This window comes from Streptomyces sp. B1I3 (assembly GCF_030816615.1).
GTDB lineage: Bacteria > Actinomycetota > Actinomycetes > Streptomycetales > Streptomycetaceae > Streptomyces.
This window is the reverse complement of record NZ_JAUSYD010000001.1, coordinates 7,097,217-7,119,330: the sequence shown is the minus strand read 5'-3', so window position 1 is coordinate 7,119,330 and position 22,114 is coordinate 7,097,217. Positions and strand designations below refer to the sequence as shown.

General features: G+C 69.8%; 13 protein-coding genes and 1 pseudogene. 6 read left to right on the top strand and 8 right to left on the bottom strand.

Annotated elements, in window-relative coordinates; translation table 11 throughout:
- Positions 1-87: 87 nt before the first annotated feature.
- The 5 genes from QFZ58_RS32350 to QFZ58_RS32330 form a co-directional block, all read right to left on the bottom strand.
- The gene (locus QFZ58_RS32350; RefSeq protein ID WP_307128418.1) at positions 88-1,926 is read right to left on the bottom strand and encodes a serine/threonine-protein kinase; all 1,839 of its coding nucleotides are present in this window, start codon (positions 1,924-1,926) and stop codon (positions 88-90) included.
- A gap of 174 nt (positions 1,927-2,100) precedes the next feature.
- Positions 2,101-3,915: an ABC transporter ATP-binding protein gene (locus QFZ58_RS32345; protein WP_307128417.1), complete on the bottom strand. Its 1,815-nt coding sequence runs from the start codon at positions 3,913-3,915 to the stop codon at positions 2,101-2,103.
- Positions 3,916-4,267: 352 nt separating this feature from the next.
- The gene (locus tag QFZ58_RS32340) at positions 4,268-7,276 is read right to left on the bottom strand and encodes a family 16 glycoside hydrolase (protein WP_307128416.1); all 3,009 of its coding nucleotides are present in this window, start codon (positions 7,274-7,276) and stop codon (positions 4,268-4,270) included.
- 715 nt (positions 7,277-7,991) lie between these two features.
- Positions 7,992-9,017 (bottom strand): LacI family DNA-binding transcriptional regulator, encoded by a 1,026-nt coding sequence (locus tag QFZ58_RS32335; protein ID WP_307128415.1) that lies wholly within the window; start codon positions 9,015-9,017, stop codon positions 7,992-7,994.
- Complete coding sequence (locus QFZ58_RS32330; RefSeq protein ID WP_307128414.1) at positions 9,014-11,428, bottom strand: glycoside hydrolase family 2 protein; 2,415 nt, start codon at positions 11,426-11,428, stop codon at positions 9,014-9,016. The genes QFZ58_RS32335 and QFZ58_RS32330 overlap by 4 nt, the downstream gene beginning before the upstream one ends.
- 266 nt (positions 11,429-11,694) lie before the next feature.
- Here QFZ58_RS32330 and QFZ58_RS32325 point away from each other — a divergent pair, with 266 nt between their 5' ends.
- From QFZ58_RS32325 to QFZ58_RS32315, 3 genes are all read left to right on the top strand, one after another.
- The gene (locus QFZ58_RS32325; protein ID WP_307128413.1) at positions 11,695-13,017 is read left to right on the top strand and encodes an extracellular solute-binding protein; all 1,323 of its coding nucleotides are present in this window, start codon (positions 11,695-11,697) and stop codon (positions 13,015-13,017) included.
- 89 nt (positions 13,018-13,106) lie between these two features.
- Positions 13,107-14,093 carry a carbohydrate ABC transporter permease gene (locus QFZ58_RS32320; protein WP_307128412.1) on the top strand — a complete coding sequence of 329 codons (987 nt, stop codon included), beginning with the start codon at positions 13,107-13,109 and terminating at the stop codon, positions 14,091-14,093.
- A complete protein-coding gene (locus tag QFZ58_RS32315) occupies positions 14,090-14,962 on the top strand; it encodes a carbohydrate ABC transporter permease (protein ID WP_307128411.1) in 873 nt (290 codons plus the stop codon). The genes QFZ58_RS32320 and QFZ58_RS32315 overlap by 4 nt, the downstream gene beginning before the upstream one ends.
- Positions 14,963-15,100: 138 nt before the next feature.
- On the opposite strand, the gene QFZ58_RS34595 is transcribed toward QFZ58_RS32315, so the two are convergent.
- The 3 genes and pseudogenes from QFZ58_RS34595 to QFZ58_RS32305 form a co-directional block, all read right to left on the bottom strand.
- Positions 15,101-15,385, bottom strand: a complete 285-nt coding sequence (locus QFZ58_RS34595) for a non-reducing end alpha-L-arabinofuranosidase family hydrolase (RefSeq protein ID WP_373428687.1) — start codon at positions 15,383-15,385, stop codon at positions 15,101-15,103.
- A 697-nt stretch (positions 15,386-16,082) separates the two neighbouring features.
- Positions 16,083-17,296, bottom strand: a pseudogene (manA, locus tag QFZ58_RS32310) (mannose-6-phosphate isomerase, class I).
- Positions 17,297-17,347: 51 nt separating this feature from the next.
- Entirely contained in the window at positions 17,348-18,310 is a 963-nt protein-coding gene (locus tag QFZ58_RS32305; RefSeq protein ID WP_307129068.1) for an ROK family protein, read from the bottom strand.
- A gap of 803 nt (positions 18,311-19,113) precedes the next feature.
- On the opposite strand from QFZ58_RS32305, the gene QFZ58_RS32300 reads away from it, so the two are divergent.
- The 3 genes from QFZ58_RS32300 (at position 19,114) to QFZ58_RS32290 (ending at position 21,815) form a co-directional block, all read left to right on the top strand.
- Complete coding sequence (locus tag QFZ58_RS32300) at positions 19,114-20,346, top strand: cellulase family glycosylhydrolase (protein ID WP_307128410.1); 1,233 nt, start codon at positions 19,114-19,116, stop codon at positions 20,344-20,346.
- A gap of 276 nt (positions 20,347-20,622) precedes the next feature.
- A complete protein-coding gene (locus tag QFZ58_RS32295; RefSeq protein WP_307128409.1) occupies positions 20,623-21,216 on the top strand; it encodes a hypothetical protein in 594 nt (197 codons plus the stop codon).
- Positions 21,213-21,815 (top strand): hypothetical protein, encoded by a 603-nt coding sequence (locus QFZ58_RS32290; RefSeq protein WP_307128408.1) that lies wholly within the window; start codon positions 21,213-21,215, stop codon positions 21,813-21,815. The genes QFZ58_RS32295 and QFZ58_RS32290 overlap by 4 nt, the downstream gene beginning before the upstream one ends.
- Positions 21,816-22,114: the final 299 nt, after the last annotated feature.

Genomic DNA, 22,114 nt, shown 5'->3' with positions numbered 1-22,114 from the left:
CCCGTCGACCAGGGGGCGGGTGCCCGGGTGGGCGGGTCGGACGGAGACCCTGCGGGCGGACGGGCTCCGTCACGGGTGGCGGCCGGTTCAGGAGCTGGTCACGTTGCGCCACACCGTGAGGTCCACACTGACGTACTGGCTCGGGGAGTCCTTCGACGCGAAACCGTTGAGAGTGACCAGGCCGTAGTGGCCCGATCCGGTCTTCACACAGATCCGGTCACCCTTGCCCACCTTGTCCTTGGCGATGGACGTGGTGTACCGGGTGTTGGCGCGGCAGCCGGCCAGCGACCCCGGCTCCGCGGGGTCCAGGAGGGCCATGGTGTTCTCCGACTGGTTCGTGGCGAGGCTGTCGCCGTTGATCATGTCGCCGGAGTAGCCGAAGTCTCCCTCGTAGTTGACGTCCAGGTCCTCCGGCTGCGGCGGCTGGTCGGCGAACTTCACCGCGTAGCCGACAGGGATGCTGAGGTTCTTGTACACGGTTCCCTCGGGAGCCGCAGGGGCCTTGCTCTTCCCGCCTGTGCCGGCCTCCGCGTCCGAGGTCCCGCCGCCGCCGGACTTCGGCGCGCCGCTCCCGCTGTCCTTCGCGCTTCCCTTGTCCGCGTCCTGTTGTCCCACCAGGTACGCGCCACCCCCGATGAGCGCGGCGGCGGCCAGTACCGCGGCCACCAGCCCGGCGCGGTTCCGCTTGCGGGGCTGCTGCGGCTGCCACGGGCCCGACGGGTGCCCCCCTGCGGCCCCGGGGAAGGGACGGTTCGGATAGCCGCCGGGGGCCCCGGCGGCCTGCTGGGACGGGTAGCCGGCAGTCGGGGGGTAGGCGTAGGAACCCGGCGCGGAAGGGTGACGGGGCTGTGCGGGCGCGGGCTGCGGGTGTACGGCCTGGGTGGGTGGATGAACCGGCGGCGTGTGCGAGGCCGCCTGGGTCGCCGGGTAGGCCGGCGGTGTGCTCGGGGCCGCCTGCGTCGCCGGATGCGGCGGCGGGGTCGGTGCGGCTGCCTGGGTGAGGTCAGCGGCGTAGGAGGACGGCAGCCAGCTGCCCGGGCGGCGCAGCGCCGGGTCCTGGGACGCAAGGCCGCACATCTCGATGATCCGGGCGGTGGACGGCCGTTGCGCCGGGTCCTTGCCGAGGCAGCCGGTGACCACTTCCCGCAGCTCGTCCGGCAGCCGGGACAGGTCAGGGTCCTCGTGGACGATCCGGTAGAGGACGGCGTGCGAGGAGCCGTCACCGAACGCGGCGGCACCTGTCGCGGCGAACACCGCGATCTGGCCGAGGGCGAAGACGTCCGTCGCCTCCGTGCAGCTCGTCCCCGCCGCCTGCTCGGGCGACATGAAGGAGGGCGTGCCGACGCTGACGCCGGTGCCCGTGAGCGCGGTGGTGTCCGCGGCGCGCGCGATACCGAAGTCGATGACGCGGGGTCCGTCCACCGCGAGCAGCACATTGGACGGCTTGAGGTCGCGGTGGACGATACCGGCGCGGTGGATGACCTGCAGCGCTTCGGCGATCCCCGCCACGAGCAGCAGGACGGACGCTACCGGCATCGGCCCGTGTGCGGCGACCGCCGAGTGCAGGGAAGGCCCTTGTACGTAGGCGGTGGCCAGCCACGGCCGCGGGCCCTCGGTGTCACTGTCGATCACCGGTGCGGTGTACAGGCCCTGCACCCGCTGCGCGGCCCGCACCTCCTGCTGGAACCGGCGGCGGAATTCCGGGTCCTCGGCGAATTCGGGGCGGATCACCTTGATCGCCACGGGGCGCCCGCCGGGTGTGTACGAGAGGTAGACCTTGCCCATGCCACCGGCCCCGAGCCGGGCGCTGAGCAGATATCCGGCCACGCTGCGCGGGTCGTCGTCGGCCAGCGGCTGGAAGACCTCCGGATCCGCTGCCGAAACGCCCGCCCCGCCGGCCGGTACCGGTTCCTGATGAGCCGTCACGATTCGCCCCCGATTTCGCCTTCACCCGTCGCTTACGGCGCCGAGCCTACCCAAGCCCATGGACGGCGCGCGCCTGCGGCGCCGGGCTCACCGGTGGCAGGAGGGGGCGCCCCCGGACGTCGCCGCACGAGATCACGCGCCCACCCCTGCCCCCGCTGTCCTCGGCCCGCCCGTTCAGCCCAGGTCGGCCGGTACGGGGGCGTCGTCCAGGAAGCCGCCGGACTGGTGCTGCCAGAGCTTCGCGTAGGCGCCCTCCGATGCGAGCAACTGCTGGTGGGTGCCCTCCTCGATGATCCGGCCGCGGTCCAGGACGACGAGCCGGTCCATGGTGGCGACCGTGCTGAGCCGGTGGGCCACCACCAGGGCCGTTCGCCCCTCCATGAGGTGCCACAACGCCTTCTGGACGAGGACTTCACTCTCGGAGTCCAGGGCGCTGGTCGCCTCGTCGAGCAGCAGGATCGGCGCGTCGCGCAGGATCGCCCTGGCGAGGGCGACCCGCTGCCGCTGCCCGCCTGACAGCTTGACGCCCCGCTCGCCCACCATGGTGTCGAAGCCGTCCGCCAGGGCGTCGGCGAACTCCGTGACATGAGCCGCCTCGGCCGCGCGCCGGATCTCGGCGTCGGTGGCGTCCGGCCGGGCGAACGCGATGTTGTCCCGCAGCGTGCGGTGGAACATCGCCGGGTCCTGCGGGACGTAGGCGATCAGGCTGCGCAGATCGGCCTGGCGCAGCTTGCTGATGTCCTGCCCACCGATCATGATGCGGCCGGAGTCGATGTCCGTCATGCGCAGCAGCAGCCGGCTGAGCGTGGTCTTGCCACCGCCGGACCGGCCGACGAGACCGATCTTGGCGCCGCTGCTCACCTCGAGGTCGAGGCGCTCGAAGAGAGGTTTCGCACCCGCATGGGCGAAGGTCACCTGCTCGAAGCGGACATCGGCCGCTTCGGACAGCAGCGGCTCCGGTGACTTCGGGTCGAGCACGGTCGGCTGTGCCAGCAGCAGTTCGGTGAACTGCGCCGCCTCCGTCATCGAGCTTTCCAGGCGGCGGTAGATCTGGTTGAACTCGAACATGATCCGTGTCGCGTTGCTGTAGTAGGTGAAGGCGACGACGACCGCCTCCACGCCGTGCCCTCCCCCGCCGAGAGTGACCGCGAGCAGCAGGCCCATGGCGTTGGTCAGCACGGACATGGGGGCGACCAGCGTGTCGATGCGCAGGTTGCCGTAGTCCCAGGACCGCAGCGTGAGCCGCCGCGACTCCGCGACGCGGGACCGGTGCTCGGCGGCCTCGCGTTCCTCGGCGCCGAAGGCCCGGACCGTGTCCATGTTCATCAGGCTGTCGGCGACGTGACCCGCCACCTGGGCGATCGCCTCCTCGCGCTGGTCGACGAGCGCCTGGCGGCGGCGGATGAGGGGCGTCACGCACAGCGCGGTCAGCCCGATCATCGCCAGGAGGCCCAGGACGAGCAGCGGTTCGTAACTCCACAGCACGACCGACCCGAACAGCAGCGGCACGAAGCTGCCCACGACCGAGAAGGTCAGGGTGTCGACGCACTCCTCGAAGCGGGACGCGAAACTCAGGACCCGCTTGGTCAACGACCCGGCGAAGTTGTCGTGGAAGAAGACGGCGTCCTTGGCGTACAGCTCGTCCATGCCGGTCACGTACAGGTGCTCGATGCCCCGGGCGTCGAGGCGGTTGAGGAAGTGCAGGCCGACGCGCCACAGCACCTCCGCGAGCAGGAGGACGGCGGCGAAGCCGAGTACGTAGGGAAGCATCGAGCCGAGGGTCCTGCTGCCGTCGTCGGCGATGTGACCGACCAGCTTCGCGACGATCAGCGGTGCGATGTAGTTGATGCCGATGTTGCCCAGTGCCGGCGACAGCATCGCGGGTACCGTCAGCCACCTGAGCCGGGCCAACTCCCGTCCGTAGTAACGCAGTGCCAGGTGCACTGACCCCGTGCCCGGCGATGTCTCACGCACTTCAGGCGATCCCATGTCCACCCTGTGTGGTCGTGCGGCGAGCCCGCTCCTCGCGTCTCCGGGGAGGCGCCGTTGCGGTACCGGCCGCGGGGCGATCCGGTTCGGCCGTCGCCCTGGGCCGGGTCGCCTTCCGACGAGCCGGGCATGACGGCGGAGCCCCCACGCGGCTCGCGGCGACTGTCCGCGGGCGTACGGGAGGCCAGGAACCGCAGTCTCCCGCGACGGCGTGCGGGTGGTCCACGCGTTATTCTCGGCCAACGGCGACGCCGTGTACGCGTCATCTGCGTCGGCCCCGGCGGGCGCAGCGGGGCGACGCGGGGCACCTGCGGTTCGCAGGTGCCCCGCGTCGGTGGCGGAGTCCGGGGCGTCAGCTCAGCGGTTCGATGCGGATGTCACGGAACCGCACCGCGTTCCCGTGGTCCTGCAGGCGGATCGCTCCGGCCGCCGGGCCCTCCGGCGCGCCCGCGCCGGTCGGCCCGTCGATCGCGACGTCGTCATGGACCTTCCGGCCGTTCCACACGACCGTCACCCGGGCGTCGGCGATCTTGCGACCGCTGTCGTCGAAGCGGGCCGCACGGAACGTGACGTCGTACGTCTGCCACGTCTCCGGGGCAGTGGCCGCGTTGCGGTCCGGCGCCTTCTTCTGGTAGATCGCGCCGGCCTCGTTCGTGTCGAGGGTGGTGTCGCCGTACGAATCCAGGATCTGGAGCTCGTATCGGTCCTGGAGGTAGATGCCGCTGTTGCCGCGGTCCTGACCGGTCACCTCGTCCGGCAGGAGCGGCACCCGGAACTCCAGCCGCAGTCTGAAGTCCTGGTAGGCGTCCTTGGTGCGGATGTCACCGCAGCACACCTCCATCGACCGCTCGGCGGCCAACGGCCATTCGACGCGCCGGCCGTCCGTGTGCTGCCACTGCTGCTGGGAGGCGGCGGTGCCGTCGAAGAGGGGGACGGGGGCACCATGGGCGTGCACGGTGATCAGGTCGAGGTTGACATGACCGGTGTCACCGGGGTCGAAGCGGTACGAGAGGGTGTTGGGCCCCGCGTGCAGGCGGACCCGCTCGGTCTGCGTCGACCAGGCGTCCCAGGTGCCGGTCGAGGCGAGTTTCGTCTGTCTCAGCTTCTTTCCGTTGACGTGGAGGGAGAGGGACTTGGTGCCCTGGAAGGGGTTGGGGCCGTTGGAATAGCGCAGGCCCACGTCGTAGTCGCCGACCTCGGGGACCGTCACCTCGAAGGTCGTAGCGGCCTGGCCCTCCGTGCCGTAGCGGTCTACGAAGCCGCTGCCGGAGTAACCGGTGTGGTCGGTGTGGATGCCGGCCGTGCCGGTGAGCCGCGCCTCCTCCGCCTCGTACAGCGTGGCCGGCGGCGGCTGCTTGCCCGGCAGGGCGTTGAGCGTGTACCAGGCCTCCGTGCTCCACAGTGCCTCGCCGGACGCGGAGGCGAAGGGGCGGGGTGAGCGCAGGTGCACGACCCGGTCGGGCTTGAGCCCGTCCAGACGCAGCCGCACTGTGCGGCTGTCCTCGGAGAGGGCCGCCGAAAGCACGGCGAGCCGCTCCTCGGCGATCTTCGGACCGCCGTAGTCGGAGGTGGGGGTGTACCGCCACTGCTCCGCCTGGTAGTGGGACGCCAGCTGCTCCGCGGTCGCCTCCGACAGCGGTTGGGTGTACTCGAGGTCGAAACCGCCGGGGACGGCGCGCATCTCCTTGACGTCGAAGGTGTTGCCACCGTTCGGCGTGAGTTTCTGCAGGCCGAACTTCAGCTTCCCTTCCTGGCCCCAGTTGCCGTCGGCACCGAGCCCGCCCGCGTATACGGCACCGTCGGGCCCCATGGTGATGCGGTTGACACCGGCTTCGAGCCCCTGCGTGTAGCGGAACACGGCTCCCTGGTACTGGCCCTTCACCTTCTCCAGGTAGCCGCGCTGGAGTCCGCCGTAGGTGACGTCGCCGAACAGCATCTGGCCGGCGAACCGGCCCTCCGTCAGGTAAAGCGGTGTGCTCGGGGAGTTGGCGATCTCGTTCTGGGGCAGCCAGAGCACCGGCTGGGTGACGGGCCGGCTGTCGAACTGGCCCGACGGCTGGGTGTAGTGGTTGAAGAAGCGGTCCTGCTTGATCTGCACGAGCTTCGACGCGGGCAGCCAGCCGCCCTGGTTGTCGGTGGTGAAGAGGGAGTTTCCGGGGCCCCAGCCGATCCCGTTCGGCGTTCGCAGGCCGCCCGCGACGGCATGGATCCTGCCCGTCTTCTTGTTGACCTTGTACGTCGTTCCGCGGCCCTGCGCCGGCTGCGGGGTGGTGGTCGCACCGCCGTAGTCGATGGCGACGGACAGGTTCACGTAGAAGTAGCCGTCGCGGTAGAGCAGTCCGAAGGCGAACTCGTGGAAGTTCCCGCCGTACGGCCAGGTGGCGACTGTGCGGTACTCGTCGGTGACTAAGTCCTTGTCCGTGTCGACGAGTTGCGTCAGCTCGTGTTTCTGCGAGACGTACAGCGAACCGTCGACGTACTTGATGCCCATCGGCTCGCGCAGGCCCTCGGCGACCTTCTTCACCGTCACCTTGTCGCGACTCGTGTCACCGGTGACGTGGTCGAGGAGATACACCTCGCCGGTCCGGGTCTCGGAGCCGCCCCACGTGGAGAGGGCCAGACGTCCGTCGGGCAGCCAGTCCATGCCCGTGACCTGCGGTTCGAAGCCGTCCGGGCGCAGGTCGGTGAGGTCGAGGTCCGGGCGCACATCGGCGAGCGGCAGCCCGTCGCCGGGGGTGTCCGCGCCCGACTCGCACTCCTTGCGGCCCGGCGCGGTGACCCGGACGACCCCGGCGTCGGTGCTCAGGGACTCGCGCGGAATGACGCCGAAACCGTCCGCGCCCGGTGGCTTCCACGCCAGCGTCAGCTGCTGCTCGCCACCTCGCTCGAAGTAGTCGACGCGGAAGGGGTGTGTGCCCGCGTCGAGTTGGACGGAACCGTCCTTGGGCTCGGCACCGTGCAGACCGTCGTGGTCGATGACCTCCCGGTCGTCGATGGTCAGCCGCGAGCCGTCGTCACTGGTGAGGCGGAAGGCGTACGTGCCGTCAGCCGGGACGATCAGGTAGCCGGACGCCTCGGCGACGAAGTTGTCGGCGTAGCCGCCGAAGTCGTCGACCGTGGACCAGTCCACGGCGGTCATCAGCTTGTCGTGGTTGGGGGTCTGGCCGGGCTTGAGCGTGCACAGCTTGCTGAGTGGCACCTGGGTGTCGAAGACGCGCAGGGTGACGCCCGGTTCCTGGGGCGGGATGTCGTCCGGTGCGGCGACGACCGGGGGTGCGACCCAGACACCTCCCGCGAGGAAGCCGCCTACGAGCAGGGTGGTGAGGTGTCTACGGGCACGTGGGAACAGCCGTGGATGCATCGGTCCTCCAGAACGGGGTTGCACTCCGGTCGGGCTGTACGGATCCGTGAAATGGGCAGGACGCCTACGGTTGCGCCGCCACGCTAGGGGGCTTCTGCTGAAGAAGTCCATACTTTGTCATCTGTGAGTTCAAAGTTCCCTGCCTGCCTCAGTGGCCCGGCGACAGCCTGGGCAACAGCGGACACCGCGACTGCCCAGGCTGTCGCCGGGGGGCCCGACTCGGAATCGACGGGGCCCCGTTGGCGGGAAGTGGAGGGGCGGGCCGGAAGACACCCGAGCTCCTGCCTCCGGAGACCGTGGCATCGCGCGAGGAGGTGCGGCTACCGGACGGTCTCCGGCGCGAGACCTAAGCCGGCGAACAAGGCCGCGCCGGCGGCGGCGTGCTCGCCCCCGGCCAACTGCAGCGTCCGCGCCGCCCGGTCGGGACAGACGGCCGCGACGAACGCAGCCGCCGTGGCGAGCAGTCGCGGCGGGTCACCGTCGAACAGGGCCTCCGCGCGGTCCAGGCCGAAGGGGCGGGCGTGAGCCAGGGCCGAAGGGACGGGCGTGAGCCAGGGCCGAAGGGGCGGGCGTGAGCCAGGGCCGAAGGGGCGGGCGTGAGCCAGGGCCGAAGGGGCGGGCGTGAGCCAGGGCCGAAGGGGCGGGCCTGCACACAGGCATCGGGGACGAAGTGCCGCTCACGGCCCCCGGCGCGGCCTCGGACCCGCGGCACGGATCACTGAGGCGCCGGCGCGGTGGATCCTCGCGGCGTGAGTGACGGGGTCGGGACCTGGAGAGCACCGGTGTGCGTGCCCTCGATGAGCGAGAAGAGGGCCCGGGCGACCTCTGCGCCGAAGTGGTGCACGTCATGGCTCATGGCCGACAGGGTCGGATGGGTGATCCGGCACAGCTGGGAGTCGTCCCAGGCGAGCAGGGAAAGGTCGTCCGGCACCACGAAACCCATCTCCGCCGCGACGCCGGCGCCGGCCACCGCCATGATGTCGTTGTCGTAGACGATGGCGGTGGGACGGTCCGCCGACAGGAGCAGGGACCGGGTCGCGCGCGCCCCTTCCCTCTCGTCGAAGCCGGTCGCGATCTGCCGTCCCTCCTCCAGCCCCAGCTCCCGCACGGTCGCCGCGAAGGCCTTGGCCCGGATGGCGCTGTGCCCGAAACCGGCCGGGCCACCCACCCGGGCCAGGCGGCGGTGGCCCAGCGCAGCCAGGTATCGGACGGCTTCGGCCGTCGCGGTGGCGTCGTCCGTCCAGACCGCGGGGAAGGAGCCGGTGAGCGACGGGTGCCCGACGGCGACCGCCGGCAGGCCGATGGCCTGGAGTGCCGGAACGCGCGGGTCCGTCTCCCGGAAGTCGACGAGGACGGCGCCGGCGATCGTCTGGCTGCGCCACCAGGACTTGTACAGGTCGATCTCCTCGTCGACATCGCGCACCAGGCGCAGGAGCAGCGAACACGACCGCTCGGCCAGCACGCTCTCGATACCGGAGATGAAGTCCATGTAGAACGGTTCCAGGCCCAGCAGCCTCGCCGGCCGGCACAAGGCCAGTCCGATGATGTCGACCCGCTGGCTGGAGAGGCTCCGGGCTGTCTGATTCGGTGCCCATCCCAGCTCCCGGGCGACCTCGAAGATGCGCTCGCGCGTCGCGTCCGAGACACCCGGCTTGTGGTTGAAAGCCAGGGAGACCGCTCCCTTGGATACACCCGCCCGGGCGGCCACGTCCTTGATGGTGATGCGTGCCGGAGCGTTCACTTCGTGTCCGCGCAGAACAGGGCCGCCCGTACGCCGGCCGCGGTCACCGTGCCGCAGCCGTCGACCCGGATCCGCACCTGCTCGCCGGCCAGCAGCGTCGTGAGGCCCCGGTCCGCCACGGCATCGGGGCCGAGCCTGTCGGCCTGGAGCAGGAGGTCCCTGACGAGAGTGCGTGCGTTCACCACGACGTCGATCTTAGCGTCGTCGTCCTCAACAGGTTCCAGCTCGACGTCGTAGGCCGGCCGCACGTAGGCGAATTCCTTGTCGGGGACCGGGAAGTACAGCGCGCGCAGGCCGTCGGCGTCGGCCACGAGGAATTCCCTGGCCGATCGCCCGGCCGGCACCGGTCCTGCCGGCACCAGTCCGGCCGGAATCGGCAGGCGTCCGACGGAACGCGGGGCAACGGTGACCTCGCACGTGCTCAGGGCGACCGTCGTGCCGTCGGCGTCGAGACGCCGCAGTGTCACCGACGTTCGCCACTCGGTCGCACCCTGGTTGACGGCGGCGAGGACCGGGCCCTCGTCGCCGGGCTGCAGGGTCAGCAGCCGGTCCGCGTAGACGCGGCGCAGCTCGTGGTGGAGCGGTTTGGGGCGGCCGTCCCCGTCGACGGCGGCCCAGGAGCTCACCGGCCAGCAGTCGTTGAGCTGCCAGACGACGGTGCCGGCACACCTGGGCCAGTGGGAGCGCCAGTGTTCGATCCCTGCCGCGACGGCACGGGCCTGGACGACCTGGGTCAGGTAGTGCCACCGGTCGAAGTCGCCGTCGGGCAGCTCGAAATGGCGCGCGACCCCGCGGTCGAGCTTGCCGTTGCCGTCCTCCGCCTTCTGGTGGTGCAGCATGCCCGGCGAGTCGGGGGCCAGGACCTCATCCGGGAGGGCGCGCCGGAGGGTCGCCATGGCGGGGGGTGCCTGCCAGCCGAACTCGGCGACGAAGCGGGGTACGTTCGCGCGGTACTCGGCGTAGTCCTGGCGGTTCCACACCTCCCACGAGTGGTAGGTGCCGTGATCGGGGTCGTTGGGGTGGTGGTCCCATGATCCGGACCACGGGCTGCCCGCCGCGTAGGGACGGGTGGGATCCAGTTCGGCGACCAGACGGGGCAGCAGACCGAGGTAGTACCCCTCTCCCCAGGATCCGCCCTCGAGCTCGGGCTCCCAGCCCCAGTCCCGGAAACCCCACAGGTTCTCGTTGTTGCCGTTCCAGAGCACGAGACTGGCGTGCGGCATGAGCCGGACAACGTTGTCCCGCGCTTCGGCCTCCACCTCCCCCCGCAGGGGCTGCTCCTCCGGGTAGGCCGCGCAGGCGAAGAGGAAGTCCTGCCAGACCATCAGTCCCAGCTCGTCGCAGGCGTCGTAGAACGCCTCGTCCTCGTAGATGCCGCCGCCCCAGACGCGCACCAGGTCGATGTTGGCGTCCACCGCCTGGGAGAGCCGGGTGCGGTAACGCTCAGGGGTGATGCGTGAGGGGAAGACGTCGTCGGGGATCCAGTTGACACCGCGGGCGAACACCCTTTCCCCGTTGACCACGAGGGTGAAGCCCGTGCCCTGTGCATCGGCGGTCCGGTCCAGTTCGACGGTGCGGAACCCGATGCGCCGGGACCAGGTGTCCAGCTCCGTGGTCTCGTCGAGCAGGGTGACGTCGAGGTCGTACAGGGGCTGGTCACCGTATCCACGCGGCCACCAGAGCCGGGGGCGATCGACCGTCAGGTGCAGCACGGCTTCGTCGCCGTCGACGCGGACCTCCGCCTCCTGACCCGCCACTGCGGCGCGTGCCAGCAGGCTGCGGTTCGCTCCCCACGCCGTGCGCTCCACCCGGAGCCTGACCTCCACGCTCCCCGTGCCTTCGTCGACGGTCACCAGGGGGCGGACGGACGACAGGCGGGCGGTCGACCAGTGCTCCAGCCGGACCGGCCGCCAGATGCCGGCGGTGACGAGCGTCGGCCCCCAGTCCCAGCCGAAGCTGCAGGCCATCTTGCGCACGTACTGGAACGGCTCGGGATACACGTTGGGCCGGTCCCCGGTGACCGCGCGCACGGCTTCGGCCTCGTCGTAGGCGGAGGAGAACCGCACTTCCAGGCGCCCGGCCAGACCCGTGACGTCGAACCGATACGTGCGGTGCATGTTCCGGGTCGTGCCGATCTCGCGGTCGGCGAAGGTGATCCGGGCTGCGGTGTCCAGGCCCTCGAAGACGAGGTCGGTGCGCTCGTGCCGGCTGTCGTGCGCGACGTCGTTGAGGTAGGTCCACGCCCGTCGTCCGACCCAGGCCACCTCGGTCTCGTTGCGCCCGAGGAAGGGGTCCTCGATGACCTGGGCGGCGAGCAGGTCGGTGTGGACGCAACCGGGGACCTGGGCCGGAAGCTGCGCCTGACCATGGCGCAGGCTCCAGCCGTCGGTGAGCGGGGTGACGTCCTTCATGGTGCGGCTCCAATCGCCTGAGGCGCGCTGGCAGATGTACGACGTCGCACAACTTAACCTCACGATTGAGCACTGTCCATAAACCGGTCTAGTCGCGCTTTCGTCACGCATTGCACATGCAGGGTGGTCACGGCCTGCCCTGATGCACCAAGCGGTAACGATTGGGCATCGTCACGGAAATCAAAGCTTTACCGGTTCACATCCGTCCTGACATAGTGCCAACATCCCACCGCAGACCTGAGCCGCCACACAGAGGAGTTGGGCACATGGGGAAGACGAAGACGCTCGCAGGCGCACTTCTGACCGTCGCGACACTGGCCGCGACCGGATGCGGTGGCGGAGGCGCGCCGTCGACCGAGATGGCGAAGGCCCCTACGGATCCGGACAAGGCATCGGGCACCATCACGGTCCTGACCCAGCGGACGGACCTGGTGCAGAGCGGCGCCATGGACGCCTACGCGGCGGAGTTCAACAAGACCTACCCCAAGGTCAAGGTGAAGTTCGAGGGACTCACCGACTACGAGGGCGAAGTGAAGATCCGGATGAACACCGAGGACTACGGCGATGTCCTCATGATCCCGGCCGCCGTCTCCAAGAACGACTACCCCACCTTCTTCGCCCCCCTCGGCACCTCCGGCCAGATGTCGAAGAAGTACCGCTTCAGCGACAAGACGGACGTCGACGGCAAGGTCTACGGCATCGCCCAGTTCGGCACCGCCAACGGGTTCGTCTACAACAAGGCCGTCTGGAAGAAGGCCGGCGTCACCGCCTGGCCGAGCACGCCCCAGGAGTTCCTCGCCGGACTCGAGGCGATCAGGTCGAAGACCGGTGCCGTCCCCTACTACACCAACTTCAAGGACGGCTGGCCGCTGGTCCAGTGGACCGCGAACATCGGCTCGGTGACCTGCGACAGCTACGCCACCAACGGCCTCGCCGGCGCCGCCTCCCCCTGGAAGGAGGGCAGCGAGCTCCGGGTGATCGACACGCTGCTGCACGACACCGTCAAGGCGGGACTCGCGGAGAAGGACCCCAACACCACGAACTGGGAAGCGTCCAAGACCAAGCTCGCCAAGGGTGAGATCGGCACCATGATGCTGGGCTCCTGGTCGATCACACAGATGAAGGACGCCGCCGAGAAGGCGGGAGCGAACCCGGACGACATCGGCTTCATGCCCTTCCCGGTCCGCAAGGGCAACAAGGAGTACTGCGCCACCCTCGTCTCGGACTACCAGCAGGCCGTCAACGCCCACTCGGAGCACAAGGAGGCGGCCCGGGCCTGGGTCGACTGGTTCACCGAGAAGTCCGGCTACTCCGCCGAGGAGGGTGCCGTGCCCACCCTCAAGTCGGCTCCGATGCCGGACACCCTCGACGACTTCGTTGACAACGATGTCACGTTCGTGGAGCGGTCGGAGCGGAACACGGGCGAGGTCAACGACATCGACAACGCGGCCGAGATCGGGCTGAACAAGCCCGACTACCGCCAGAAGCTCATCGACATCGCCCGCGGTGCGGACAAGGGCAGCCTCGAGGACTACTTCGCCGAACTCGACGCGAGGTGGAACGAGGCGGCAAAGGCCGCAGGTTCCTGAGCCGGTGAGGCGGGGCCCGGCCGAGAACACCGGCCGGGCCCCCACCCTCCCGCGCACCGAATGACGACGCGGATGACGAAAGGCCCGACATGACCGAGACGACCGAGGCGGCGAGCGTGAAGACGCGCCGCGCCACCGCCTCAGGCCACAGGACCACCGGCCACAGGCCCGCAGAAAGCGGCATCAGGCCACCGGGAGGCGGAGTGCGGGGTCAGCGGCTCCGCCGCGCGACCCCCTGGCTGTTCCTGGCAGCACCCCTGGTGCTGCTGGTCACGTTCACCTACGTGCCCGTGGGCAACATGATCTATTACAGCTTCACGGACTGGGACGGCATCAGCCCGGACCGGAACTTCACGGGAGCGGACAACTACGTCCAGATCTTCACCCGGCCCGAGCTCTTCCGGGTGTTCTTCGTGAGCTTCTACTACCTGGCGGCATCCGTGGCACAGATCGCCATAGCGCTGTACTTCGCCACGGTGCTCAGCTTCGATCTGCGGTTCCGCAACCTGTTCAAGGGGCTCCTGTTCTTCCCCTACCTCATCAACGGCGTGGCGATCGGGTTCGTCTTCCTGTATTTCTTCCAGGACGGCGGCACACTCGACTCCATCCTGTCCTGGTTCGGGTCGGGGACAGACCACGCGTGGCTGGGTGACCCGGCCTCGGCCAACACCTCGCTCGCCGGCGTCTCGGTCTGGCGCTTCACAGGCCTGAACTTCGTCCTGTTCCTCGGCGCCATCCAGTCGATCCCCGGCGAGCTCTACGAAGCCGCCCAACTGGACGGCGCGACCCGATGGCAGCAGTTCCACCACATCATCGCCCCGGGCATCAGGCCCGTCCTGAGCCTCAGCATCATCCTGGCGATCTCGGGGTCCCTCGCGGTCTTCGAGATCCCGTACATCATGACCGGCGGCGCGACCGGCACCTCCACGTTCGTCATCCAGACGGTCAAGCTCGCGTTCCAGTTCAACAAGACGGGGCTGGCCTCGGCAGCCGCCGTGGTGCTGCTGCTGATCATTCTGCTGATCACGTGGATCCAGCGCCGGCTCGTGCCCGACGAAAAGGTGGACCTCGTATGACCACGGCCCCTCAGACCGCCGCCCCCTCCCGTCCCGGGCCCGGCCGGCGCGGCCGACTCGGGCAGACGCTCGTCCACCTGTCGCTCGTCGTCGCCTCGCTGGTCGTACTCCTCCCCCTGGCCGTCGTCTTCCTCACCTCGTTGAAGACGTCCGAGGAGGTCACCGAAGGCGGTGCACTGTCGCTGCCCGGCAATTGGCTGAACCTCGACAACTACGCCACCGCCTTCTCCGACGGCCATATGCTGACGGCCTTCGGCAACACCGCGTTCATCCTGCTCTTCTCGATCACCGGCACCGTGATCATCGGGTCGATGACGGCCTACGCCGTCGACCGCTTCCACTTCCGGGCCAAGAAGCTCGTCATGGGCCTCTTCCTGGTCGCCACCCTCGTCCCGGGTGTCACCACACAGGTCGCCACCTTCCAGGTCATCAACAGCTTCGGACTGTTCGACACCCGGTGGGCCCCGATCCTGCTCTACATGGGCACGGACATCGTCTCGATCTACATCTTCCTGCAGTTCATCCGCGGCATCCCGGTATCCCTCGACGAAGCCGCGCGGCTGGACGGGGCGAACTCGTTCACGATCTACCGAAAGATCATCTTCCCGCTGCTCAAGCCGGCGATCGCCACCGTGGTCATCATCAAGGGGATCACCACCTACAACGACTTCTACATCCCCTTCCTCTACATGCCCTCGCAGGAACTGGGCACGATCTCCACCGCGCTGTTCCGCTTCAAGGGACCCTTCGGGGCGCACTGGGAGAACATCTCGGCGGGAGCCGTTCTCGTCATCCTGCCCACCCTGATCGCGTTCCTGTTCCTCCAGCGCTACATCTACAACGGATTCGCTTCAGGGGCGACCAAGTAGCGGACGCCACCGCCCCACCGCGCGTCCCGCCCCGCACGAACGCCGCCGGAGGCCGATACGCTCGCGGCCGGCCCTGAGGGCGCGTCGCGTCCCGGCCTCCGGAAGCACGGCACCCTCCAGCAGTGCGCAACGCCTACGTCAACAGCACGCCTCCGTACGAGAGTTGAGAGTTCCCACCGCCGCGGTTCGGCTCACGTCCCTGTGACCGCGACGCACTGCGGTGAAACGGGACGAGGGTGAGCGTACGGAATTGCCGGAGCGCAGGAGCTCTCCGTGACCGATGCCGTTCGTCCAGGCCGGTCCGTGGAACGAGACGTCGGACCCGCCGGGGAACGAAGCGCTCCAGGTGGAGGCCGACGGGGTCCAGGTGCCGGTGGGGCGGGTGGACGTCCACGACCGGAAGGACCGGCCGTTCGCGCCGATGGCCTGGATGGCCAGGAACTACTGGTCGGTCCCGCCACCCTGTACGCGTTCGGGGCCTCGAAGACGTTGTCCCTGAAGTCGGTCAGGACGATCGTCGTATTGCGCGTGCATGAGAGGGATTCACCCGTGTGGGCCGGGACGGTGGAGGTGCCCGTTGTCGTCGGTGAAGCACCGAAGCACGGTGATGGTCCGAGGTGTTGCGGACGGTCCAGGGGGCGAGCCGTCCGCCGGCGCCCTTCTTCCGGGTCACGACGGCGAGCTCCGCGGCGATGAACATCCTGGGCGCGGCCCCCGGGGCTGGACCCACGGGGTCCGTCGACGTCGAGTGCGGGGCCGGTCCGGCAGAGTGCGTACCCGAGATTCTTCCGGGTGCGGGCGTGGGCGCAGGCCGGACGCACTCCCCTGCCCGTCCGGCAGCCGACTGTCGCCGATGGGGGATCCCCGGGTATTCGGCTCCGCAGCGCGGACAAAGCGCGATACCCGCACGGGAACGCAATTCCGTCGGCGTGTGCCGAACATGGTCGATTCGACCGGGCGAGGGAAAACATGACCGCCGAAGAATTTCACCCGAAACAGTCGCCCGAGTGGCTGTACGAAAGAGGCCGCGTAGTGTTCGGTGACCGGGGCGGAGGCTGGAGGGCGAAGCAAACGACGGCAGTGCAGTCTGAGTGCGAAACCGGTCAAGTTTCGTGACGGTTCACGGAGCGGTGGCGACGCGGCCGTGCTGCTCCCGCGCCTGACCGACGGTGGCCCGGAACACCTCTCCCTCACCGCCCACAGTGACCTCTTCTCCTGCCGGGACGAAGGCCGAGCAGCCCGGCCGGAGGGAGAGCGGCCCTTGCGGGCCACCCAGGCGGGCCCGCCCCCGTGTACAGACGAGGATCTGCGGAGCCGACCCGTCCAGGAGCACGGCCGGGCCTCCGGTGGGACGGATCCGGGAGAGGCGGAAGTCGTCCACCGGAGCCGGATAGACCTTCTCTCCTCCGCCCTCCGCGGGTCGCAGGATGCGCAGGGGAAGAGAGGCGAACCGCACCACGCGCAGCAACTCCTCCGTGTCCACATGCTTGGAGGTCAGTCCGCACCTGAGGACGTTGTCCGAGGTGGCCATGATCTCCACCCCGAGCCCCTGCACGTAGGCGTGCGGGACGCCCGCCGCGAGGAACAGCCCCTCCCCGGAACCAGTCGGACGTGCTGCAGCATCAAGGCCGCCAGCAGTCCGGTGTCGCCCGGATGGGATCGTGCGATGGCGTCGTAGGCCGCGAACGCGGACCGGTGCGGCCCCGCGCCTCGCGCCTCGCGTGCCACTGCCGTGGCCACGGCTCCGACCAGGCCGCGCGAGGCGGCGAGGAAGGCGGAGAAGACCGCGCGCAGCGCGGCCTTCTCCGGTTCCTGCCGCAGGGCCGTGGTGTGGGGGACGAGTTCGGGCAGACCGAGTGCGTCGAGCAGGTCGGCGCACTGCGCAGGTGGCCGGAAGCCGCAGAGCGCCTCGAACCCGCTGAGGGGGACGATCATCTCCGGCTTGTGGTTCGCATCCCGGTAGTTGCGGTGCGGTGCATCGAGCGGGATGCCCTGGGAGTTCTCCCTTTCGTAACCGACGGCCGCCTGGGCGAGATCCGGATGCGCCTGGAGGGAGAGCGGCGATCCGGCTGCCAGCAGCTTGAGGAGGAAGGGCAACCGGGGACCGAACCTGCGGAGCGTGGCCTCTCCCAGCTCGGCAGCCGGCCCGGACGCGATCAGTGCGTCCAGGGGTGCGGGTCCGGCCGGGCGCCCGACCAGTGACGGCGCCGACGGATGCGCTCCCATCCACAGCTCCGCCTGGGGAGTGCCGTCAGGCTCGACTCCCATCAGGCCGGGCAGGGCGGTGGCTGAGCCCCAGGCGTAAGGGCGAATCGCGTTGACGAGCTGATCCACAGGTGTTTCTCCTTCAAGGAGCTGTCCGTACGGAGATGGCACGTGACGGCGTCAGCGGCACAGGGCGGATGCCGGTTCCGGTCGACCGCCGCCCTGGGCGGAAGCCGTGGCAGCGGCTCCGATGAGCCCGGCGTCCAGCGCGAGGGCGGCCGGCACGATGGAGATCCCACGGGTGAAGTCGAGTACGGCGTAGTCGTGCATGTACCGGCCGAGCGGAGCGAACAGGACGTCCCCTGCCTGCGCGACACCTCCCCCGATGACCACGCGCTCGAGCTCGACCAGGGCGGCGGTCGCGGCTATCGCCGCAGCCAGTGCTCGTGCCGCCCTCCCGTAGGCCGCGAGCGCCCGGGCGTCACCGGAGCGGGCCGCGGCGGCGATCGCCGCCGCGTTGGGCGCGGTGCCTGGCGGAGGCGTCCATCCGAGTGTCCGGGCATGGGCGGCGATCGCTGTCCCGCTCGCGAGGCTCTCGACGCAGCCCGGCGCCCCACAGGCGCAGCGGGGGCCGTTCAGGTCGACGCTGATGTGCCCGATGTGCCCGGCGTTGCCGGTCCGGCCGGCGTGCACCTTCCCGTCCAGGACCAACCCTCCTCCCACACCCGTGGAGACCACCATGCAGAGCGCGTTGCCGACCCCGCGTGCGGCACCGAGCCAGTGTTCGGCGGCCGTCATGGCGACGGCGTCGCCGACGAGTACCGGGAGAATCCCGAACGGCAGCTGTGGATGCGTCCGCACCAGTTCGACGAGCGGAAAGCTTCGCCAACCCGGGATGTTGACCGGGCTGACCGTACCCGCGGCGGTGTCGACCGGCCCTGCGCTCGCGATCCCCATGCAGGACAGTTCCGCCCAGGCGGGGTGCGCCGCCAGCTCGTCCAGCACCGCCGTAACCGCCGCCGCCAGATCACCCGCGGGCCGCGAAGCCGGTGTCGCGCGCTGGGCCCGGGCGACGAGGCGCCCTTCCTCGTCGACGAGCGCTCCCGCGATCTTGGTGCCGCCGATGTCCAGTGCTCCGTACATCACGTACTGCCCTTTCCTGGTAGGAGCGCCCGATCGCCCCGGACCGATACTGTGCCTCCATTTGACAACGTTGTCTAGCTCTTGCTGTTCATTCAAGCAATGGTTTAGTAAAGCGCTGTTGGGGCTCGTGTACCCCGGGCAGCTGTTTCCGCTTCTCCTGATGCCGGATTTCCGCTGCTCCGGACGCCCTCACCATCACGCTCGGCACAGCAGGCGCGGGACCGGCGCCCCGATCGAAAAACAGGGTCACGACAGGAACGCTCCAGGGCTTCAATGGGCCCTCACCTCCGGGAACGAATCACCCGGCGGCATTCGGGTGAACGGCACGCCTTCACGGAATGTGAAACGTCGGCGACACATCTATTGACATGGCAATAACATTCGGTGCCTCATATGGGGGCGGCCACCCGGCCTACGCATCAAAGACGCGACGCAGACGTCCCGCTGCACCCCGGCGGGAGCCTGGACACGTTCGGCGCGTAGGCACGACAGGCAGCGACGGCACCGAGCCCCGACCCGCCACCATGGGCAGCCCCTACCCCTGGCACGCATGGTGGTGACAACGTTGTCTGTTTTCTTGCAGAAGGGTCCCTGCCACCGCCGCACCGGCAGCGGGCCGCCCGCCCGACGCGGCGCCTTCCACCTGTGCGGGCATCCCGGCCCAGGCCGCTCCCCGACACCGCCATCCCGGGGAAGCGGTTGCCCGCCGCCCCTCAGCCGGGCTCCGCCCCGGGCTATCCCGACCCCACTCGAGGAGAGACATGAAACTGCCACCGAGAAACTCGCGATACACGGTCGTGGCCATGACGATCGCCGGCCTGGTCGGCGTTCTGCTGTCGGTCTTCGGGCCGACCACCCAGGCGGAGGCCGCGACGGGCCTGCGGGTCAGCAACGGACGCCTGTACGAGGCCAACGGGAACGAATTCGTGATGCGTGGCGTGAACCACGCCCACGCCTGGTACCCGGACAGGACCGGCTCGATCGCCGATATCGCTGCCAAGGGCGCCAACACCGTCCGCATCGTCCTGAGCAGCGGTGACCGCTGGACCCGGACCAGCACCTCGGAGGTGTCCTCCCTTATCGACCGGTGCAAGGCCGCCCGACTGATCTGTGTACTGGAAGTGCACGACACGACCGGCTTCGGCGAGGACAGCGCGGCCGCCTCGCTGGACAAGGCCGCCGACTACTGGATCAGCATCAAGAGCGCCTTGACGGGCCAGGAGAACTACGTCGTCGTCAACATCGGCAACGAGCCCTTCGGCAACACCGGCCACAGCGCATGGACCGGCGCCACCAAGAACGCGATCAGCAAACTGCGCACCGCCGGCCTCCATCACGCCCTGATGGTGGACGCCCCCAACTGGGGGCAGGACTGGTCCAACACGATGAGGGACAACGCGGCGTCCGTGTTCGACTCCGACCCCGACCGCAACACGGTCTTCTCGATCCACATGTACGGGGTCTACGACACCGCCGCGGAGGTGCAGGGTTACCTGAACCACTTCGTCGGCAACCGACTGCCCATCGTCGTGGGCGAGTTCGGTGATCAGCACAGCGACGGCAACCCGGACGAGGACGCCATCATGGCAACCGCCCGGTCCCTGCGGGTGGGGTACCTCGGCTGGTCCTGGAGCGGGAACGGCGGCGGAGTCGAGTACCTGGACATGGTCAACGGCTTCGACGCCGGTTCGTTCACCAGGTGGGGCAACCGCCTCTTCAACGGCAGCAACGGCATCTCCACCACGTCCGAGCGCGCGACCGTGTACGGCGGCGTCAACGGCAACGACGGCACGGCCCCGAACGGATACCCGTACTGCGCGAGCGGTTCCTCCGACCCTGACGGCGACGGCTGGGGATGGGAGAGCAGCCGCTCCTGCGTGGTCCGCGGCAGCGCAGCGGACGCGGCCGGCAACGGCGGCACCGCCCCGAACGGATACCCGTACTGCGCGAGCGGTTCCTCCGACCCTGACGGCGACGGCTGGGGATGGGAGAGCAGCCGCTCCTGCGTGGTCCGCGGCAGCGCAGCGGACGCCTGACCAACCTGTCCTGTCCTGTCCTGTCCTGTACAGGCGGGCGTCGAGTAGGTGCCCTCCCGCCCGAGCCGCACGCGGGAGGGCACCTCCACGTCCGAGGTGGTCCGGCTCTTTCCGGGCTCCCACAAACCGGGCAGCTCCTGGCATGAACGAGCGAAAGGGGGTACACGCAGCTTGCGCACCGCCGGGCAAGAGCTTCGGCCGGGCCCTGATCCGAGAGGAGTTGACGACCGTGGCACTGCACGACGCATCGACCGCCGACCGACAGGAGCGCCTGTCATGACGACGACCGTGGTGATCATCGTTGCCGTCGTCCTGCTGGCAGCAATCGCGTACTTCCTCATCCGTGCCCGGAAAGGCGGGGGCCAGGGCCTGCGCCGCCGCTTCGGACCCGAGTACGAGCGCACGGTCGCCCGGCACGGCGGGGACACGAAGGCCGCCGAGCACGAGCTCGCCGAGCGGGTGAGGCTGCACGGCTCCTTGCACGAGCGGCCGCTGAGCCCCGAGGCGCGCGAGGCCTACGCCGGTCGCTGGGCGATCATCCAGGAGACCTTCATCGACTCGCCCGTGGAGGCGGTCGCCGAGGCCGACGCGCTGCTGGCGCGGCTGGCCCGTGACCGCGGCTTCCCGGACGGCGCCGGCTTCGAGGAGCAGACGGCCGCACTCTCCGTGCACCATGCCGAGCAGATCGACGGATACCGCAAGGTGCACAGTGCGGTGCGCGACCGGAGCAGCACGGAGGAACTGCGCGAGGCGCTGGTCGAGGCGCGAGCGCTGTTCGACGTACTGCTCGGAGACACGCCCGCCGAGCACGTCCACCCGGGACACGGGAAGACGGGCCGGCACGGGACCGACGGAAGGACGACGGCATGACGCACAACACCGAACGCTTCGGACTGCCCGCCGACGAGGAGTCCCGGCCCGCGCCGGAAACGCGGCACGCCACGCAGCCCCGCCCCACCGGCGGACTCCCGCAGGCCGTGCCGCCGGCGAAGACCCCGGAGCAGGAGCGGCACACCATGGCCCCGGAACCGGGCACGCCGCACACCGCCCCGCCCGGATCGCAGCACTCCACGGGGCCGGAGCGGAGCGGGGTCCGGATGCCCGGCACGGAGGCCACCGGCCGGGATGCCGCCTCCGCCGCCGCCCCCGCCCCGGCGGGTGGCCGGCCTGCGGACGCGGCCGAGGGCAGGCACACCGGCCTGTCCCTCCTGCCCCCCGAGGGGCGGGACGCCCTGTCACTGCGCATGCAGCAGGCCGTCACCGACTTCGTGGAGAACCCGCGCCATGCCGTCGAGGAGGCCGACAGCGCCTTCGACCGGATCGTGGCGGATCTGACGCAGGCACTCGAGGAGCGCAGGCGTGAGCTGCGCGCGGGCTGGCAGGGCCAGGACAGTGAGACCCGGACCGAGGAACTGCGGGTGGCGCTGCAGCGCTACCGTGACGCCGGGGAGCAGCTCCTGCGGATCTGAGCGGCCTTCGGACGTACGGCGGCCCGGTGCGAAGTCCCTTGCGGACGTCGTACCGGGCCGCGCCGCGTGTCCGGCCGTGACCACCGGACCGGTGCGTTCCACCTGACCGGCACGCCTCACCGGGCCGGTGCGTTCCACCGGGCGACCGGCACGCCTCACCGGGCCGGTGCGCTCCGGAACGCCCCCAGGCACCCCTGCCGACCAGGATTGCCGGGCACACGTCGTGCGGCTCGACCCGTCCGTCAACGATCAGTGAGCGCACCGGCGCCCTGAGCCGGCAGGCAGAACCGCCCCGCCGA

Bases quoted from the DNA above. Each gene is read 5' to 3' on its own strand.
- QFZ58_RS32315 (WP_307128411.1), top strand. From the start codon at position 14,090: ATGACCACGGCCCCTCAGACCGCCGCCCCCTCCCGTCCCGGGCCCGGC.
- QFZ58_RS32290 (WP_307128408.1), top strand. From the start codon at position 21,213: ATGACGCACAACACCGAACGCTTCGGACTGCCCGCCGACGAGGAGTCC.
- QFZ58_RS32300 (WP_307128410.1), top strand. From the start codon at position 19,114: ATGACGATCGCCGGCCTGGTCGGCGTTCTGCTGTCGGTCTTCGGGCCG.
- QFZ58_RS32295 (WP_307128409.1), top strand. From the start codon at position 20,623: ATGACGACGACCGTGGTGATCATCGTTGCCGTCGTCCTGCTGGCAGCA.
- QFZ58_RS32340 (WP_307128416.1), bottom strand. From the start codon at position 7,276: ATGCATCCACGGCTGTTCCCACGTGCCCGTAGACACCTCACCACCCTG.
- QFZ58_RS32305 (WP_307129068.1), bottom strand. From the start codon at position 18,310: ATGTACGGAGCACTGGACATCGGCGGCACCAAGATCGCGGGAGCGCTC.
- QFZ58_RS32330 (WP_307128414.1), bottom strand. From the start codon at position 11,428: ATGAAGGACGTCACCCCGCTCACCGACGGCTGGAGCCTGCGCCATGGT.
- QFZ58_RS32345 (WP_307128417.1), bottom strand. From the start codon at position 3,915: ATGGGATCGCCTGAAGTGCGTGAGACATCGCCGGGCACGGGGTCAGTG.
- QFZ58_RS32320 (WP_307128412.1), top strand. From the start codon at position 13,107: ATGACCGAGACGACCGAGGCGGCGAGCGTGAAGACGCGCCGCGCCACC.
- QFZ58_RS32325 (WP_307128413.1), top strand. From the start codon at position 11,695: ATGGGGAAGACGAAGACGCTCGCAGGCGCACTTCTGACCGTCGCGACA.